The following is a 17,285-nucleotide window of genomic DNA, read 5'->3' as shown; positions in this document are numbered from 1 at the left end:
CCCCGCGCCATGGATGGCGCGTGGCGGCGGCCCACGGATTCAAGCCTGCGTTCGGGCACACCGAGCCTAAGCGAGGTGCCGAGTGGTGGGGCAAGAGCCCTTTGGTTACTTTGGGGCTCTTTTCCAAAGTGACTCGCCGTAAGGGCGAAACCAATAGCGGCCTTCACCTAAATAATGGATATGCACTCCGACCCAGCCTGCAAGGGCTCCATATACCACCCGGTATATGGACCATTCAGCGCCCCCTCGTTAGCTTCACTCCCCAGGATTTACCAAGCTAATCAACGAGGAACGCCCCATGGGACGATTAAACGGCAAAGTGGCATTGATCAGTGGCGGAGCAGGCGGTTGTGGCCTGGCGGTGTCGCAACTGTTCGCACAAGAAGGCGCCAAGGTCGCAATCCTCGACCTGCCCTCCAGCGACGGTGAAGCCGTTGCCGCACGTATCAATGCCGAGGGCGGTACCGCATATTTCCTGCCCACGGATGTCTCCATAGCCGACCAGGTACACCACTCGGTCAGGCTCGCCGAACAGCGCTTTGGCCCGATCACGGTGTTGATGAACCACGCCGGCACCATTGCCGCCGGGCCGTTCCTGGAAACCGTCGAAGCGGACTGGGAGCGCTTGATGAACATCAACGTCAAAAGCATGTTCCTGGTCACCAAGGCGGTGTTACCGGGCATGATCGAGGCGGGCGGTGGGAGCATTATTTCCACGTCGTCCATCTCTGCCGTGGTCGGCACGCCGATGGAAGTCCTCTACTGCACCACCAAAGGCGCCTGCCACATGTTTGCCCGGGCCATCGCGGTGGAATTCCGAGATCGCAATATCCGCAGCAATGCCCTTTGCCCAGGCTTTATCGCTACGGCCCATGGCAAGCGCGAGCTGGATCTGTTGCGAGGCCTTGGAGTGGATGCCTCCGACGAGGCGATCAGCGCGATGCAGGGCCGCCTGTGTGTACCCGCAGAGGTCGCCAAGGCCGCGCTGTTCCTGGCCAGCGACGATGCCAGCTTCGTCAATGGCGCCCAACTGTTCGTCGACAACGGTTACACCGCACTCTGAGTCAGATAACTGACCGCCAATAAGAACACCTTCTGCAACACCCATCTGCCCAACAATAACTTTCTAAAAAGCAGAGGCTGCAATGGAACATATAGGCACGTATGTCATTTACGTCATCATGGTGTGCGCCGTCATCGGCGGGCTGGCATCAGTGTTCAGCGCCGAATCGGAGCTGGCCAAAGAGTTCAACGCGGGCATCCACAGCATTGGGCCAATCTTCCTTCCGGTTGCAGGCATCATGGCCGCCATTCCCTTCATCACCAGCTTCATCACCAAACTGTTAGCGCCAATCTTTCTGGCGATGGGCTCGGACGCCGGCATTGCCGGGCCGATTTTCATCGCGGCGGATTTGGGCGGCTATCAATTGGCCCACGCACTGTCCCAAAGCCCGGAAGGTTGGATTCTCGGCCTGATCACCGGGTTTCAGTCCGGCTCCACGGTGATCTTCGTCATCCCGGTGGGCCTGGCGATGTTGGCCAAGGCCGATCACAAGTACATGGCCCTGGGCATCATGGCCGGGCTGCTGAGCATTCCCATCAGCATCATCATGATTGCCATGGGCATCGAGTTCCTTGGGCTCGGCGTAAGGCCGGACATCGCCACCTTCGGCGCGCCCACCCAAGCGTTGCATTTTGACCTGGGCATGCTGGTGCGCAACCTGATGCCGTTGATTGTGTTCTGCGTTGCTCTGGCCGCCGCGTTGCGTTACTTGCCCAACCTGATGGTGCAGATCTTCCTGCGCCTGGGCCAAGTGGTGTACGGCGCGGTGACCTTGGTACTGGTGGCATCCATCGTTGAATACTTCACCGGCTTTTTCAGCTCGGTGTTCGGCACCTGGGGCTTTGCGCCGATCATTGCCGATAAAGAAGACCAGTTCCGCGCCCTGGAGATCGCCGGCTACGTGGGCATCATGCTGTGTGGTGCGTTCCCGATGGTCTACCTGATCAAGCGCTTTCTGTCGCGCCCGATTGAAAAGGCTGCTGCGGTACTGGGCTTGTCTGCGGTAGGGGCAGCGGGCCTGTTGGCCGCATCAGCAAATATCCTGGCGATGTTCCGCCTGGTGGCCGACATGCCGCCCAAGGACAAGGTGCTGGTGATCGCTTTTTCGGTGTGCGCGGCGTTCACCTTTGGTGACCACCTGGCGTACTCCGCCAATTTCCAGCCCTCTCTGATTCTGCCGCTGATTATCGGTAAACTCGGTGGCGGCCTGCTCGGCATGGCACTTGCTTACTGGTTGGCGGTGCCCAAGGCCCTCGAACTGGGGGAGCAGGACCGCCAGCAGCAGCTGCCTGTGGGCACGCCCGAATTGACCTGACCAGAAGTGTGGCAACCATGAGAGACGCGGACGCGAAGATGCTCTCGACCCTGATCGGTGCCGTTGGCACCGATCGCTTGGGGGCGTGCATCGATACAGCGCTAAGAAGCACCCTGGGCTTCGAGATGAGTTGCGGCTACCTGTTTCGCTTCAACCAGTCGCCGCTGCTGATCCACAACGGCTACAACCGCTCGGTGCCGGAAAAGACCCTGAGCGCCTACCTGCGCGGCGGCTACCTGCTGGACCCGTTCTACGTGGCCTGCATCAACGATCACCCGGCCGGTGTGTACCGCATGAGCGACCTGGCACCGGACTGCTTCTTCTCGTCGGGCTTTGCGATTTCCCCGGACTTGCACCCCTGCGTGTCCTCCGAGCATGGCACGCAGATTGAAGAAATCGGCTTTATCGTTCCCGTACAACCGCGGGTGGCGGTGGTGTATTCGTTGATGCGCAACCTCAAGAATGGCGCGTTTCTGTCCAGCGAAATCAAGGCCCTGGAAGGCCTGGCACCGGTGATCAGCGCTTTGCTGGAGCTGCATTGCCGGCTCAGGCACAGCGACTTCTATGCCAGCGCGGAAAACACCGACGCCCGTTCCGAAGATGCGTTCGTGCACATCCTGCAAGGGCAACTGACGGAGACCCAGCGCTACATCGCCAAGCTGATCCTGCAAGGGCACAGCAGCCAGTCGATCGCGGCGGTGCTGAACATCTCCGAAGGCACCGTGAAGGTGCACAAACACAACATCTACCAACGGCTCGACATTTCCACCAATGCCGAGCTGTTCCGGCTANACAGCAGCCAGTCGATCGCGGCGGTGCTGAACATCTCCGAAGGCACCGTGAAGGTGCACAAACACAACATCTACCAACGGCTCGACATTTCCACCAATGCCGAGCTGTTCCGGCTATTCATTGGCTACCTCACCGGCCCGTTGTAGGAGCGAGCTTGCTCGCGAAAAACTCAAGCACGACGCGGGCATCCTGACAGTACGCGTTAGCGTTAACGTTTTTCGCGAGCAAGCTCGCTCCTACAAGTGCCAGCGCCATGTGGGGGTACTCAGGTGCTCGGCAAAAAAATCCGAGAGTGCCTTGATCTTCATCGGCCGACTGCGGGCCGAAGGCGTGACGAAATACAAGCCGCCCGTGGCCATGTTCCACCCCGGTAGAACCCTTTCCAAGCGCCCATCCGCCAGGTATTCGCTGGCAATGAACTCCGGCAGTTCGGCAACCGCCAAACCTTCGAGCAGCACCGGCAGCAAGGCTTCGGAGTTGGTGACCCGCAACGGGCCGTTGGGCGTTACATCCTCCTCGCGGCCATCGTCATGGGTAAACCGCCAGACCTGACTGCGCGCGCGATAGGCATAGCTCAGGCAGGGGCGGCCGCTGAGGTCCCGTGGATGAGCGGGGTGGCCGTTGGCGTCGAGGTAGGCGGGCGCCGCGACCAGGTATTGGGTGACGCCACACAAGCGCCGCGCCACCAGGGACGAGTCGGGCAGGGTGGCGATTCGCAGCGCCGCGTCGAAGCCTTCGGCGATCAAATCCACCGAGGCGTCCGACAAGTGCAGGTCCACCGTCAGCTCCGGGTATTGTCGGATCAACGCTGGCAGCAACGGCGCCACCCAACGCAAACCGAACGCCATCGGCACCGCCAGCCGCACATGCCCGCGCGGCTGTACCGACAGTTCCCGGGCCGCGCTTTCCACTTCTTCGGCCTGGCGATACACCTCGCCAGCCCTGGCCGCCATGCTGATGCCGAACTCGGTCAACGCCAACTGACGCGACGTGCGGTTGAACAAACGCCCACCCAGGCGCTCCTCCAAACGCGCCACCGCCCGCGACACGGTGGGCACCGACACGCCCATCAGCCGCGCCGCCGCCGCGAACGAACCTTCCTCTGCCACTTTGGCAAACATGGCCAAGCCTTCGAAATCCGGGAGTTTGCTCATTTCAAATCTGCAACGATGAGTTTCAGATGATTCTATTTTGAAAGTTACGAGCCGTCGATATGCTTCTCCCACACCGCAACAACTTACCTAGCAACTTACCTAGCAACTTACTTAACAACTTACTTAACAGCTGAGGAAAACATCATGGCTCGCAAACTCGAAGGCAAAATCGCACTGGTTACCGGCGGCACCACTGGCATCGGCCTGGCCACCGCCCAACGTTTCGCCGCTGAAGGCGCCCACGTCTACATCACTGGCCGCCGCCGCGCCGAACTGGACGCCGCAGTCGCCCTGGTGGGCAACGCCACCGGCGTGCAAGTGGACTCGACCCAACTGGATCAACTCGACGCGTTGTACGCACAGATCCAAGGCAGCCACGGTCACCTCGACGTCCTGTTCGCCAACGCCGGCGGCGGTTCCATGCTGCCCCTGGGTGAGATCAGCGAAGAGCACTTCGACGCCACCTTCGACCGTAATGTCAAAAGCGTACTGTTCACCGTCCAAAAAGCCTTGCCGCTGCTGGCCAAGAACGCCTCGGTGATCCTCACCGGCTCCACCGCTGCCAGCGCCGGCACCCCGGCATTCAGTGTGTACGCCGCGTCCAAAGCCGCCGTGCGCTCCTTTGCTCGCAACTGGATCCTCGACCTCAAGGACCGCCACGTACGCATCAACACCATCAGCCCCGGCGCCACCCGCACCCCGGGCCTGGTCGACCTGGCCGGCCCTGATGCAGCCCAGCAACAAGGCTTGCTCGACTACCTGGCCTCGCAGATCCCGATGGGCCGCGTGGGCGAACCCGAAGAAATCGCCGCCGCTGCGCTTTTCCTGGCGTCGGACGATGCGAGCTTCGTCAACGGCATCGAGTTGTTCGTCGACGGTGGTCAGCAGCAAGTCTGAGCCGGGTCACTTGTGGCGAGGGAGCTTGTCGAATCGTCGCACCGTCCCGTTGGATTGCGCAGCAATCCCAGTCTGAAAAGCTGGGGCCGCTTCGCAGCCCAGCGGGAGCAAGCTCCCTCGCCACAGGTACATTGCGATGCAACGAATGCCCCCCACGCCCCTCATATGTCTACAAGCAACTTTTCACGACCACGGGGACAGGGCTTATGACAGCGGCTGAAAACAACCATGTGAACTGGCTGGTAGAGCAATCGATGCTCCACGCGGCACGCCAGCGCGCCAAGCTGTATTCGGGCCAGGGCCGGTTGTGGCAGCAGCCTTACGCACAGACCCGGCCTCGGGATGCCACCGCGTTATCCTCGGTATGGTTCACCGCGTATCCGGCGTCGATCGTGACCCGCGAGGGCGGTACGGTGTTGGAGGCCCTGGGGGATGAAAGCCTGTGGCATGCGCTGTCGAAGATCGGTATCCAGGGCATTCACAACGGCCCGTTGAAGAAATCCGGTGGCCTGAGCGGTACGCGTCACACGCCGACCATCGACGGCAACTTCGACCGCATCAGCTTCGAAATCGACCCCGAGCTGGGCACCGAAGCGCAATTGCAGGCCATGACCCGCATGGCCGCGGCTCACAATGCGGTGATCATCGACGACGTGATCCCGTCCCACACGGGTAAGGGTGCAGACTTTCGCCTGGCCGAGATGGCCTACGAGGATTACCCCGGCCTGTACCACATGGTGGAAATCCGCGAAGAAGACTGGCCGCTGCTGCCGGACGTCGCCGAAGGCCGTGATGCGCAGAACCTCAGCCCGTTGCAGGTGGACGCGCTGCGCGACAAGCACTACATCGTCGGCCAACTGCAACGGGTGATCTTTTTCGAGCCCGGCGTGAAGGAAACCGACTGGAGCACTACGCCAATCGTCATGGGTGTAGACGGCAAGCCACGGCGCTGGGTGTACCTGCATTACTTCAAGGAGGGCCAGCCGTCACTGAACTGGCTGGACCCGACCTTCGCCGCGCAACAGATGATTATCGGCGACGCCCTGCATGCCATCGACGTGATGGGCGCCAAGATCCTGCGCCTGGACGCCAACGGTTTTCTCGGCGTGGAGCGCAAACCCGATGGCACGGCCTGGTCGGAAAGCCACCCGCTGTCGATCACCGGCAACCAACTGATCGGCGGGGCAATCCGCAAGGCCGGGGGTTTCAGTTTCCAGGAGTTGAACCTCACGGTGGACGACATCGCCGCCATGTCCCACGGCGGCGCCGACCTGTCCTATGACTTCATCACCCGTCCAGCCTACCAACATGCCTTGCTGATGGGCGACACCGAATTCCTGCGCCTGATGCTGCGCCAGATGCACAGCCTGGGCATCGATCCTGGCTCGCTGATCCACGCGTTGCAGAACCACGACGAACTTACCCTGGAGCTGGTGCACTTCTGGACCCTGCACGCCAATGACAGCTTTCTGTACCAGGGCCAGACCTTCCCCGGCAATATCCTGCGCGAGCATATCCGCGAGCAGATGTACGAACGCCTGGCGGGCGAACATGCGCCGTATAACCTCAAGTTCGTGACCAATGGGGTGTCGTGCACCACCGCCAGCATCATCACGGCGGCGTTGGGTATTCGTGACCTGGACGCGATTACCCAGGCGGACATCCAGCAGATTCGCCAGATCCATGTGCTGCTGGTGATGTACAACGCCATGCAGCCTGGGGTGTTCGCCTTGTCCGGTTGGGACCTGGTCGGTGCATTGCCGCTGGCCGCCGAGGAGGTTGCGCACTTGATGCAGGACGGCGATACGCGCTGGGTTCATCGCGGCGCCTACGACCTGGTGGACTTGAACCCCGACGCCGAACTGTCCGCCGGGCACATGCCTCGCGCGCGAACGCTCTACGGTAGCCTCAACACACAGCTGCAAGACCCGGATTCCTTCGCCTCGCAACTGCAAAAAATCCTCGCGGTACGCCGCGCCTATGATATCGCCGCCAGCCGCCAGATTTTGGTGCCGGACGTGCAGCATCCAGGGCTGCTGGTGATGGTGCACGAATTGCCCGCTGGCAAAGGCACGCAAATCACCGCGTTGAATTTCGGTGCGACGCCGATCACCGAAACCCTGCACTTGCCGGATATTGCAGCCGGGTTGGTGGTGGACATCATCAATGAACGGGTCGAGGGGGATTTAACGGCGGAAGGCGAGTTCACGATTACGCTGGATGCGTATGAGGGGCTGGCCTTACGCGTCGTCAGCAGCACCCCAATGGTGTGACCGAGCGCGGTCAAAAATGTGGGAGCGGGCTTGCTCGCGAATGCGGTGTATCAGTCACTTAATGAGTCGACTGACCTATCGCATTCGCGAGCAAGTCGAATCGTCGCACCGCCGCTCCCACAGGGGTACAGCGCAGGTTTTAGAGGCCTGCAGCGTTGATCAGCGGGTTGCCACTCTGCCCAGGTGTACCACCGGACTTGTAGGCATTCACCAGCACGCCTTTCTTGTCGAATTCCACCACGGTGTTTTCAAACTTGTTCGGCTGGAATGGCAGTGCCGGAATCAAGGTGTAGGTGTAGGTCCACACTTCCTTGCCCATGATCTCGGCTTTTTGCGGCGGGTTGCCGATGGCGGCAATTACGTCGGCCTGGCGGGTCTTGCCTTTCTGGAAGGCATCAACTTGCTGCTGAGACACGTAGGTGCCAGTTCAGTTAAGGCCAAACACTTACTTGTGGCGAGGGAGCTTGCTCCCGATGGGCCGCGTAGCGGCCCCGGCTGTTTATTTAAAAGAATGGGACTGCTGCGCAGTCCAACGGGAGCAAGCTCCCTCGCCACAGATTAGTTTCTACTCGCTCACCACAAGGCATTGGTGTTCACAGTTGGAACCGATACCCCACCCCATACAACGACTCAATCGGCGTTTCCCCCGGGCACGCCTGTTCCAGCTTGCGCCGCAGGTTGCGGATATGGCTGTCCACGGTGCGGTCGGTGACCACGCGGTGGTCGGAGTAGATCTGGTCCAGCAACTGGTCGCGGGAGAACACTCTGCCTGGGCTGCGGGCAAAGGTGTTGAGCAGGCGCAGCTCCAGGGGCGTGAGGTCAAGGGTGATGCCGTCGAGAGTCGCCAGGTACTGCGTTTCGTCAATCACCAGGCGCGGTGCCGCAGTGTTTAGCAACTGCGGGCTGCGGCGCAGGATCGCCTTGACCCTGGCCACCACCTCACGGGGGCTGAACGGCTTGCAGATGTAGTCGTCGGCGCCCAGTTCCAGGCCCAGCAGGCGGTCCACTTCTTCGACGCGGGCGGTGATCATGATGATCGGCACCGCGCTGAACCCCCGCAGGTCTTGGCACAGTTGCATGCCGTCACGACCGGGCAGCATCAGGTCCAACAGGATCAGCTTGGGGTCGTGGGCGCGTACTGCCGGCACCACTTGCAGGCCGTTGTCCAGGCACAAGGTGGTGTGGCCGGCCGCCGTGAGGTAGTCCTGCATCAGTGCGGCGAGCTTGGGTTCGTCTTCGACGATCAGGATCGGGCGTTCATCGCTCATGGTTTACAGGCTCCGTGGCAGGCGCAGGGTCAGCCACAGGCCGCCCAAGGGCGAATGGTCGGCGCTGAGGCTGCCGCCGTGGGCGAGGGCGATACTATGGCAGATCGCCAGGCCCAGGCCGGCGCCACCACTGGTGCGGTTGCGCGAGGACTCGCCGCGATAGAACCGTTCGAACAGGCGGGGCAATTGATTGGCCGATACACCGGGACCGGAGTCCATGAAATCGATACGGACCTCGTCCCGCTCCACGGCGGCGGCGATCCGTACCACGCCCTCCGGGTCGGTGTAGCGCACCGCGTTTTCCAGCAAGTTGGAGAATAACTGCTGCAACCGGTTGGCATCGGCCACCAGTTCAAGGGGCTGGGCGGGCAGCGTCAGTTCCACGCGCAACTGCCGGTTGTTCAAGCGCTCCTGGAACATGCTGACACTGTGTTCGAGCAACTCATTGAGCACGCAGGGCGACTTGCGGTAGGTGAGGGCGCCGACATCCGCCAACGAAAGCTCATACAGGTCATCCACCAGCTTGCTGAGCATGCTGACTTCGCCTTGCAGCGACTTCATGGCTTTCTGGTCGAGGGTACGCACGCCGTCCTCGATCGCCTCCAATTCACCGCGCAGCACCGACAGCGGGGTACGCAGTTCATGGGACACGTCGGCCATGAACTCGCGACGCATTTTCTCGTTGCGCTCCAGGGTGTAGGCCAACTGGTTGAAGTCCCGGGCCAACTGGCCCACTTCGTCGTTGGACGCCACCGCCACCCGGCCGCTGTAGTCGCCGCTGGCCAGGCGGTGGGTAGCCGCTGCCACGCGCTTGACCGGTCCGAGCAAGGTGCGGGCGACCCACCAGGCAATCAGCATCGCCAGCAGCAGGGAGAACACCCCCATCACCAAACTCGTACGCAACTGGTATTGCTGGAAGCGTTCACCACCGGCTTCGGTAACGCTTTGGAAGGGCGTTACGGCCAGCCAGCCGACGGTGTCACCGGCCACCACAATCGGCAGAGCCAAGGCGTCATCGCCGATGGCGGGGTAGCCGGTGACGCGTTGCTTGTCTTTATCGAGCAGGGCGATACGGAACAGCGCCCCGGTCAGGTCGGAAATCTGTGGCGTGCGCAAGTCACGCACCGCCTGTTGCTCGCCAGGCTCTGGGCGCATCACTTCAAACCAGCGGTCAGGCTGGTTGCGAAAGTACTCCCAGCTGCCTTCACGCGCGTAAACGCTGGCTAGGCGCGGCAATACCGGTGCCATGCGCTCCAGCGCCTGTTCATTGATATAGCCCAGGAATCCGCGGCCAAAACTCCAACTGGTGGCCACCCCCATGCTGAGGATGACCAGCAACACACCGGCCAGCACCGCGACAAACAACTTGGTGGAAATACTCAGCTTCATGAACACACAGGCCGTAATAAAGGGACCCGCCCATTTAGGCCTCCAGGCGCAAAAGATTCAACCCAGGCGGGCAATCTTCAATTTTCCTGCACATTTGCCTTGCAGCATGAAGGTAAGGCTTGCGCCATCCCGTCTTGCAGAGGCAGATATGTCGACTAAATTCTTCGCCAAATACCTGGTAACCGCCGCGGTTTTCCTTTCCGTGATCATCCTCGCCGTGCTCGGCGGCTGTTCGGCCGGCGACCCGGCCCCCGAGGCCGCCACACCCAAGGTGACGGTATTGACCGTGCAACCGAAAAGCCAGGTGCTCACCACCGAGCTGGCCGGACGCACCCAAGCCTTTATGGTCGCCGAGATCCGCCCACAGGTCGGCGGCATCGTGCAGCAGCGCTTGTTTGTCGAAGGTGCCGAAGTCAAGGTCGGCCAGGCGCTCTACCAGCTGGACGCCGCGCCTTACAAGGCCACACTGGCCCAGGCCGAGGCGACCTTGAGTAAATCCCGCGCCACGCTGAAATCGGCGCAGACCACCGCTACCCGTAATGCGCAACTGGTGAAGATCGACGCCATCAGCCAGCAGACCTATGAGGACTCCCAGGCCACCCTGCTGACCGCCACCGCCGACGTGCAAGTGGCCCAGGCCGATGTCGAGACCGCCCGCATCAACCTGGGCTATACCCGCATCAGCTCGCCAGTGGCCGGGCGCATCGAGATTTCAACCGTCACCCCCGGCGCCTTGGTGGTGGCCGACCAAGACACCGCGCTGACCACCGTGCAGCAACTCGACCCGATCTACGTTGACGTGACCCAATCCACCAGCGAGTTGCTCGGCCTCAAGCGCGACCTGGCCAGCGGCGTGTTGCAAGCCAACAGCGACGGCGAAGCGCGCATCAGCCTCAAGCTGGATGACGGCAGCACCTACAACCAGGAAGGCCGCCTCAAGTTCAGCGGCGTCAGCGTCAACCAAAGCACCGGCACCGTGACCTTGCGTGCGGTATTTGCCAACCCCGATCACCTGTTACTGCCGGGCATGTACGTGCGTGGCGAGCTGGAACAGGCCCGCGATGACCAGGCGATCCTGATCCCGCAAAAAGCCGTGACCCGCAGCGCCAGCGGCGTGACCTCGGTATTGCTGGTGGTCGATGGCAAGGTTGAACAGCGCGTGATCACCGTCAACCGCACCGTCGGCAACCAGTGGTGGGTCACCGCCGGTTTGCAGGCCGGTGACCAGGTGATCGTCGAAGGCGGGCAGAAAGTCCGGGTGGGCGCCGTGGTGCAAACCCAGGCCGTGGACGCCGGCACACTGGCCAAGGAGGGTTGAACATGGCGCGTTTCTTTATTGATCGACCGATTTTTGCCTGGGTGATCGCCATCGTGATCATGCTCGGCGGCGCGTTGTCCATCAGCCAATTGCCGCTGGAACAATACCCGGATATCGCACCGCCCACGGTAAGGATCTCGGCCACCTACACCGGCGCGTCGGCCAAGACCGTGGAAGACTCGGTGACCCAAGTCATCGAACAGGCCCTCACCGGCCTGGACAACCTCACCTACATGTCGTCCTCCAGCAGCTCGGCGGGCAGCGCCAGTATCAACCTGACCTTTGGCGCCGGCACCGACCCGGATGTGGCGCAGATGCAGGTGCAGAACAAGCTGCAACAGGCCGAATCGCGCCTGCCCCAGTCGGTGCAGAGCGAGGGCCTGACGGTGACCAAGGGCGGTTCGGACTTCCTGATGATCGCCGCGTTGGCCTCGGACAATCCCAGCGTTACCGGCACGCAGATCGGCGACTACATCTCCAGCACCTTGCTCGACTCCATCAGCCGTATCGACGGCGTGGGCGAGGTGAAAACCTTGGGCTCGGGCTACGCCATGCGCATTTGGCTCGACCCTGCGTTGCTGGAAAAATACGCGCTGATGCCTTCGGACGTGAGCACCGCCCTGGAAGCGCAAAACACCGAAGTCTCTGCCGGCCAGCTCGGCGCGCTGCCCGCCGCCAAGGGCCAGCAACTCAACGCCACCATCACCGCCCGCAGCAAACTGCAAACCGCCGAGGAATTTCGCCAAGTGGTGGTCAAGTCCACCAGCGACGGCGCGGTGGTACTGCTGGGGGATGTGGCAACCGTAGAGCTGGGCAGCGAAAGTTACGACGTCAACTCCGCACTCAACGGTAAACCGGCGGCGGCCATGGGCGTACAACTGGCGGCGGGCGCCAACGCGCTCGACGTGGGCGAGGCGGTCAAGGCCAAGCTCAAGGAAATGGAACCGTACTACCCGACTGAAATGCAGCTCAAAAACGTGATCGCCTACGACACCACGCCGTTCGTGAGCCTGTCCATCGAGGAAGTGGTCAAGTCCTTGGGCGAGGCCATCGTGCTGGTGGTGCTGATCATGTTCCTGTTCCTGCAAAACCTGCGGGCCACGTTGATCCCGGCGATTACCGTGCCAGTGGTGTTGCTCGGCACCTTTGGCGTGCTGGCGTTGTTCGGCTATTCGATCAATACGCTGACCATGTTCGCCATGGTGCTCGCCATCGGCTTGCTGGTGGACGATGCCATCGTGGTGGTGGAAAACGTCGAACGGGTGATGAGCGAGGAGGGCCTACCAGCCCTGGAGGCCACGCGCAAATCCATGGCGGAAATCACCAGTGCCTTGATCGGCATCGCCTTGGTGCTCAGCGCGGTGTTTATCCCGATGGCGTTTTTCGGCGGCTCCACCGGGATCATCTACCGGCAGTTTTCCGTGACCATCGTTTCGGCCATGGTGCTGTCGGTGCTGGTGGCGATGACCCTGACACCGGCGTTGTGCGCCACGCTGCTAAAACCTTCGGACGCCCACGGCAGCCAACGCGGCTTTTTTGGCTGGTTCAACCGCGGTTTTGAACGGTGCTCGGCGCGCTACGAAGGTTTGGTCGGCGCGGTATTGCAACGTGGTCGTCGCAGCCTGTTGGTGTACGCGTTGGTGGCCTTGGCCATGGCGGCCGGTTACGCCAGCCTGCCCACCTCGTTTTTGCCGGATGAAGACCAGGGCATCCTCATGGCCCAGATCCAGCTGCCAGTGGGTGCCACCGACAGCCGCACCCAGGCGGTGATGGCGCAGTTCGAGGACTACATGCTCAAGCAGCCCGAAGTCGAGGCGATGATCAGCATCACCGGCCTGGGCATGGGCGGTAACAGCCAGAACACCGCACGGGCGTTTATCCGCCTCAAGGACTGGAGTGAACGCTCCGCCAGCGGCCAGGATGCGGCGTCGATTGCCCAACGCGCCACCCTGGCGCTCAAGAGTGTTGGTGATGCCGACGTGTTCGTCATGCAGCCACCGGCAGTGCGTGGGCTGGGGCAAAGCTCCGGCTTTGACTTGCAACTCAAGGACCTCGGCGGCCTCGGCCATGACGCCCTGGTGGCGGCGCGCGAGCAATTTATCGAACTGGCCAAACAAGACCCGCGCCTGCTGGGCGTGCGCAGCAATGGTCTGGACGATACGCCGCAACTGAAGGTGACCATCGACGACCGCAAGGCCGGTGCCCTGAGCCTCACCACCAGCGACATCAACACCACCTTGTCCACCGCGCTGGGTGGCAGCTATGTGAATGACTTCCTCAACCAGGGCCGGGTGAAGAAGGTGTATGTGCAGGGCGCCGCCGATTCGCGCATGCAGGCGGCCGACCTGGACCATTGGTTTGTGCGTAACAGCAATGACGAGATGGTGCCGTTTTCATCCTTTGCCAGCAGTTCGTGGAGCTATGGCTCGCCGTTGCTGGAGCGCTACAACGGCAGCGCCTCCCTGGAAGTGGTGGGCGACCCAGCCCCCGGCGTGAGTTCCGGCGATGCCATGGACGCGGTGGAAGCCATCGCCAAGCAACTGCCCCAAGGCATTGGGTATGAGTGGACCGGGCAGTCCTACCAACTGCGTTTGTCTGGCTCCCAGGCGCCGTTGTTGTACGGGGTGTCGGTACTGTTCGTGTTCCTGTGCCTGGCGGCGTTGTACGAGAGTTGGTCGGTGCCGTTCTCGGTGATCCTGGTGGTGCCGTTGGGGGTTGTCGGTGCGGTCTTGGCCACGCGCGTTACTGGCCTGAGCAATGACGTGTACTTCCAGGTCGGGTTGTTGACCACTGTGGGGCTGGCGGCGAAAAACGCGATCCTCATCGTCGAGTTCGCCAAGCACCTGCAAGAGCAGGGCGCCAGCCTGCGGGACGCCACGCTGACCGCCGTGCGCCAGCGCCTGCGGCCGATCCTGATGACCTCCCTGGCCTTCATGTTTGGCGTACTGCCCCTGGCTATCAGCAGCGGTGCCGGTTCCGCTGGCCGGCGTGCCATCGGCACCGGCGTACTGGGCGGCATGTTCAGCGCCACGGTGCTGGGGATCTTCTTTGTTCCGCTGTTCTTTGTGCTGATCCGCCGCCGCTTTGGCCGCGTGAGCACCGCAACCCCAACCGTCCAGAAAGGTGACGCATGATGAGGTTTACCTGGCCGATCCTGGCCGCACTGGCCCTGAGTGGCTGCATCAACCTGGCGCCGCAGTACCAACAGCCAGAAGCGCCTGTACCGACTGAGTGGCAAGCCACCGCTAGCGGCGACGTGGCGGCCGATATCCAATGGAAGCAGTTTTTCACTGACAGCCGCCTGGCCCAGTTGCAAACCCTGGCCCTGGCCAACAACCGCGACTTGCGCCTGGCCAGCCTGAATATCGAAAAAGCCCAGGCCCAATACCGCATTCAGCGAGCGGCGGCGTTTCCAACGATTGAAGCAGGTGTCAGCGGCACCCACACACGCACCGCCAGCACCGGCACTACCCATGACTACAGCGCCCAGTTGGGGCTGAGCAGCTATGAAGTGGACGTGTTCGGTCGCGTGCAAAACCTGCAAGACGAAGCGCTGGAAGCCTATCTCGCACTGACGGAAACCAAGCGCAGCACCCAGATCAGCCTGGTGGCCGAAGTAGGCACCGCCTGGCTGACCCTGGCCGCCGACAACGAGCACCTGCAATTGGCCGAAGACACCCTGGCCAGCCAGCAAGCCACCTTTGAACTGACCCAGCGCAGCCATGCCCTGGGCGGTTCGGCGGCACTCGCCGTGGCCCAGGCGCAAACCACCGTGGAGTCGGCGCGGGTCGATGTGGCGGAGTATCAAAGCCAGATCCTGCAAGACCGCAATGCCTTGCGCCTGCTGGTGGGCAGCGATATCCCCGACGCGTTGCTGCCGGGCACACGCCTGCAATCTGCCGCCGCATTGGTGCAGGTGCCGGCCGAGTTGCCATCGAGCCTGTTGCAGCGGCGTCCGGATGTATTGGCGGCAGAACACAGCCTCAAATCGGCCAATATCGACATCGGCGCGGCCCGTGCGGCGTTTTTTCCCAGCATCAGTTTGACGGCGAATGCCGGCTCGGCCAGTTCGGCGCTCTCCAGCTTGTTCAAAGCCGGCAGTGGTGCGTGGACGTTTGCGCCGAGCATCAGCCTGCCGATCTTCGACGCCGGCAGTAACCGCGCCACGTTGGATGCGGCCAAGGTCGAGAAGGAAATCCAGGTGCAGACCTATCAACAGATCCTGCAAACCGCGTTCAAGGAAGTGGCGGACGCGTTGGCGGTACGTAGCACGTTGGACCAGCGGTTGGCGGCGCAACAGGCGTTGACCGATGCCAGCCAGAAGAGCTTCGAGCTGTCGGATGCGCTTTACCGTGGGGGCTACCAAAGCTATCTCGAAGCTTTGGATTCACAGCGTTCGTTGTACAGCGCCCAGCAGGACTTGATTACCTTGCGCTTGGCCGAGCAAAGCAACCGAGTGACTTTGTACAAAGTCATGGGCGGTGGCTGGCAATAACGGCTGTATCACCCTCCGCTGTGGGAAGCAGGCTTGTGTGGGAGGGGGCTTGCCCTAATGCCAGTCAGTTAAGGAGACCAAAGGCGGCCACCATCTTGTGGTGAGCGGGCTTGCCCCGCGCTGGGCTGCGAAGCGGCCCCAAAATCAGACAACTGGGTTCTACCTGGCAGAACGCGTTGACCGAATTAGGGCCGCTTCGCAGCCCAGCGCGGGGCAAGCCCGCTCACCACAGAGGCCGTTTTGCGCATGCAATTTCTTAACTGACTGGCATTAGGGCTTTCCCCCGATGGCAGTGCGTCGGTCGCTACATTAGTTGAGGGATGCTCCGCTGCCGGGGGAAAGCCCCCTGCCACAGTGATCGACCGTTAAAGCAAAGTAACAAGGCGCCGCCGGGCCATCTGCAAACACCTCGGGCACCCTGCGTTTTGAACGGGCCATAAACCATTCCAGCATCAGGTATTCCGGTAAGCCATAGCGCCAGTAATGCTCGCCGTGGCGTACAAAGTGCACGTCCTGGCTGTCAGCCGGGCGGCTGTAGATGAATGCGTTTTCGATGCCGTAGACCTCAAACCAGGAACCACCCGTTTCAGGCCGTCGCACCAGATGATCAGCCGCCAACAACACATCAAACGGTGCCCTCCCGGCACGGCTCAGCTTCGCCGCCTCGGTGGCACTGCCGGCGGTGGCGATCGCGTAATAACCCATGCGGTTGAGCATCTTTTCAATCTGCAGAACGTGGGCATGCAAGGCGTCCACGATAAGAATGCGCAGCTGTTTGTCGATCATGGGCACTACCTGTCAGCGTACGGGTGGGGAAGGCCAGCGTAGCGATGACAAGCCGGGATTGGATTAAGACGGTTCTTAAAATATGGGAACGGACTTGCCCGCGATATCCACAGGCTGGCTCTGGCTCTGTCTCTGGCTCTTTAGCTTTTGATCTTGATCTTAGGCGCCCCGTTAAACCACGCTGGCCGAACGCAGGCTTGAATCCGTGGGTAACCCGGCAGGACGCCGGGTTAGCCGCACTGGGCCATGGATGGCCCATTGCGGCGGCCCACGGATTCAAGCCGGAGTGAGGGCATGTCGAGCCTAGGCGAGACACCGAGTGGTGGGGCAAGAGTCCTTTGGTTACTTTGGGGCTTTTCCAAAGTGACTCGCCGTAAGGGCGAAACCCATAGCCGCCGTTACCCAAATAACGGATATGTACACCGAAAAAATGCTATCGCAGGCAAGCCAGCTTGTATGGTTAGACTTGTAGGGGTGGTGGGACTAAAAGCCAGCATCTGACTCTAGCCAGTACAGACCGTGGGAGACTTCGCCC

General features: G+C 61.6%; 13 protein-coding genes. 8 read left to right on the top strand and 5 right to left on the bottom strand.

Features of this window, described 5'->3' with window-relative positions; genetic code table 11:
- Positions 1-298: 298 nt before the first annotated feature.
- The 3 genes from ACLD1Y_RS31405 (at position 299) to ACLD1Y_RS31395 (ending at position 3,316) form a co-directional block, all read left to right on the top strand.
- Entirely contained in the window at positions 299-1,063 is a 765-nt protein-coding gene (locus ACLD1Y_RS31405; RefSeq protein ID WP_429481517.1) for an SDR family NAD(P)-dependent oxidoreductase, read from the top strand.
- Between the two features lie 82 nt (positions 1,064-1,145).
- Positions 1,146-2,378: an ethanolamine utilization protein EutH gene (gene eutH / locus ACLD1Y_RS31400; protein WP_429481516.1), complete on the top strand. Its 1,233-nt coding sequence runs from the start codon at positions 1,146-1,148 to the stop codon at positions 2,376-2,378.
- Between the two features lie 17 nt (positions 2,379-2,395).
- On the top strand, positions 2,396-3,316 hold the full coding sequence (locus tag ACLD1Y_RS31395) for a helix-turn-helix transcriptional regulator (protein WP_429481515.1): 921 nt from the start codon (positions 2,396-2,398) through the stop codon (positions 3,314-3,316).
- Positions 3,317-3,406: 90 nt separating this feature from the next.
- Here ACLD1Y_RS31395 and ACLD1Y_RS31390 read toward each other — a convergent pair whose 3' ends face one another.
- Entirely contained in the window at positions 3,407-4,324 is a 918-nt protein-coding gene (locus tag ACLD1Y_RS31390; protein WP_429481514.1) for a LysR family transcriptional regulator, read from the bottom strand.
- Between the two features lie 144 nt (positions 4,325-4,468).
- Between ACLD1Y_RS31390 and ACLD1Y_RS31385 the strand changes: the two genes are divergently transcribed.
- Together ACLD1Y_RS31385 and treS are read left to right on the top strand one after the other, a co-directional pair.
- Complete coding sequence (locus ACLD1Y_RS31385; RefSeq protein WP_429481513.1) at positions 4,469-5,221, top strand: SDR family NAD(P)-dependent oxidoreductase; 753 nt, start codon at positions 4,469-4,471, stop codon at positions 5,219-5,221.
- Between the two features lie 206 nt (positions 5,222-5,427).
- Complete coding sequence (gene treS, locus ACLD1Y_RS31380; RefSeq protein ID WP_429481512.1) at positions 5,428-7,494, top strand: maltose alpha-D-glucosyltransferase; 2,067 nt, start codon at positions 5,428-5,430, stop codon at positions 7,492-7,494.
- A 139-nt stretch (positions 7,495-7,633) separates the two neighbouring features.
- Here the strand turns inward: treS and bamE are convergent, their stop codons facing one another.
- The 3 genes from bamE to baeS form a co-directional block, all read right to left on the bottom strand.
- Entirely contained in the window at positions 7,634-7,909 is a 276-nt protein-coding gene (gene bamE / locus ACLD1Y_RS31375) for an outer membrane protein assembly factor BamE domain-containing protein (protein ID WP_429481511.1), read from the bottom strand.
- 178 nt (positions 7,910-8,087) lie between these two features.
- The gene (locus ACLD1Y_RS31370; RefSeq protein WP_429481510.1) at positions 8,088-8,762 is read right to left on the bottom strand and encodes a response regulator; all 675 of its coding nucleotides are present in this window, start codon (positions 8,760-8,762) and stop codon (positions 8,088-8,090) included.
- Between the two features lie 3 nt (positions 8,763-8,765).
- Positions 8,766-10,151 (bottom strand): sensor histidine kinase efflux regulator BaeS, encoded by a 1,386-nt coding sequence (gene baeS, locus ACLD1Y_RS31365; protein ID WP_429481509.1) that lies wholly within the window; start codon positions 10,149-10,151, stop codon positions 8,766-8,768.
- A 148-nt stretch (positions 10,152-10,299) separates the two neighbouring features.
- Here baeS and ACLD1Y_RS31360 point away from each other — a divergent pair, with 148 nt between their 5' ends.
- The 3 genes from ACLD1Y_RS31360 to ACLD1Y_RS31350 are packed head-to-tail and all read left to right on the top strand — an operon-like array spanning position 10,300 to position 15,964.
- Positions 10,300-11,469 (top strand): efflux RND transporter periplasmic adaptor subunit, encoded by a 1,170-nt coding sequence (locus ACLD1Y_RS31360; RefSeq protein WP_429481508.1) that lies wholly within the window; start codon positions 10,300-10,302, stop codon positions 11,467-11,469.
- A 2-nt stretch (positions 11,470-11,471) separates the two neighbouring features.
- Complete coding sequence (locus ACLD1Y_RS31355) at positions 11,472-14,603, top strand: efflux RND transporter permease subunit (RefSeq protein WP_429481507.1); 3,132 nt, start codon at positions 11,472-11,474, stop codon at positions 14,601-14,603.
- Positions 14,600-15,964, top strand: coding sequence for an efflux transporter outer membrane subunit (locus ACLD1Y_RS31350; RefSeq protein WP_429481506.1), 1,365 nt, complete (start codon positions 14,600-14,602; stop codon positions 15,962-15,964). Before ACLD1Y_RS31355 ends, ACLD1Y_RS31350 begins: the two co-directional genes overlap by 4 nt.
- Before the next feature lie 309 nt (positions 15,965-16,273).
- Here ACLD1Y_RS31350 and ACLD1Y_RS31345 read toward each other — a convergent pair whose 3' ends face one another.
- Complete coding sequence (locus tag ACLD1Y_RS31345) at positions 16,274-16,750, bottom strand: hypothetical protein (RefSeq protein WP_429481505.1); 477 nt, start codon at positions 16,748-16,750, stop codon at positions 16,274-16,276.
- Between the last annotated feature and the right edge of the window lie 535 nt (positions 16,751-17,285).

It is taken from the genome of Pseudomonas sp. 18175, assembly GCF_050432925.1.
GTDB lineage: Bacteria > Pseudomonadota > Gammaproteobacteria > Pseudomonadales > Pseudomonadaceae > Aquipseudomonas.
The sequence above is the reverse complement of the archived record's forward strand: the minus strand, read 5'-3'. Positions and strand labels throughout refer to the sequence as shown.

What these genes read in the sequence shown, in the direction of transcription:
- ACLD1Y_RS31405 (WP_429481517.1), top strand. Translation starts at nt 299, where the DNA reads ATGGGACGATTAAACGGCAAAGTGGCATTGATCAGTGGCGGAGCAGGC.
- eutH (WP_429481516.1), top strand. Translation starts at nt 1,146, where the DNA reads ATGGAACATATAGGCACGTATGTCATTTACGTCATCATGGTGTGCGCC.
- ACLD1Y_RS31390 (WP_429481514.1), bottom strand. Translation starts at nt 4,324, where the DNA reads ATGAGCAAACTCCCGGATTTCGAAGGCTTGGCCATGTTTGCCAAAGTG.
- ACLD1Y_RS31385 (WP_429481513.1), top strand. Translation starts at nt 4,469, where the DNA reads ATGGCTCGCAAACTCGAAGGCAAAATCGCACTGGTTACCGGCGGCACC.
- treS (WP_429481512.1), top strand. Translation starts at nt 5,428, where the DNA reads ATGACAGCGGCTGAAAACAACCATGTGAACTGGCTGGTAGAGCAATCG.
- ACLD1Y_RS31370 (WP_429481510.1), bottom strand. Translation starts at nt 8,762, where the DNA reads ATGAGCGATGAACGCCCGATCCTGATCGTCGAAGACGAACCCAAGCTC.
- baeS (WP_429481509.1), bottom strand. Translation starts at nt 10,151, where the DNA reads ATGAAGCTGAGTATTTCCACCAAGTTGTTTGTCGCGGTGCTGGCCGGT.
- ACLD1Y_RS31360 (WP_429481508.1), top strand. Translation starts at nt 10,300, where the DNA reads ATGTCGACTAAATTCTTCGCCAAATACCTGGTAACCGCCGCGGTTTTC.
- ACLD1Y_RS31355 (WP_429481507.1), top strand. Translation starts at nt 11,472, where the DNA reads ATGGCGCGTTTCTTTATTGATCGACCGATTTTTGCCTGGGTGATCGCC.
- ACLD1Y_RS31350 (WP_429481506.1), top strand. Translation starts at nt 14,600, where the DNA reads ATGATGAGGTTTACCTGGCCGATCCTGGCCGCACTGGCCCTGAGTGGC.
- ACLD1Y_RS31345 (WP_429481505.1), bottom strand. Translation starts at nt 16,750, where the DNA reads ATGATCGACAAACAGCTGCGCATTCTTATCGTGGACGCCTTGCATGCC.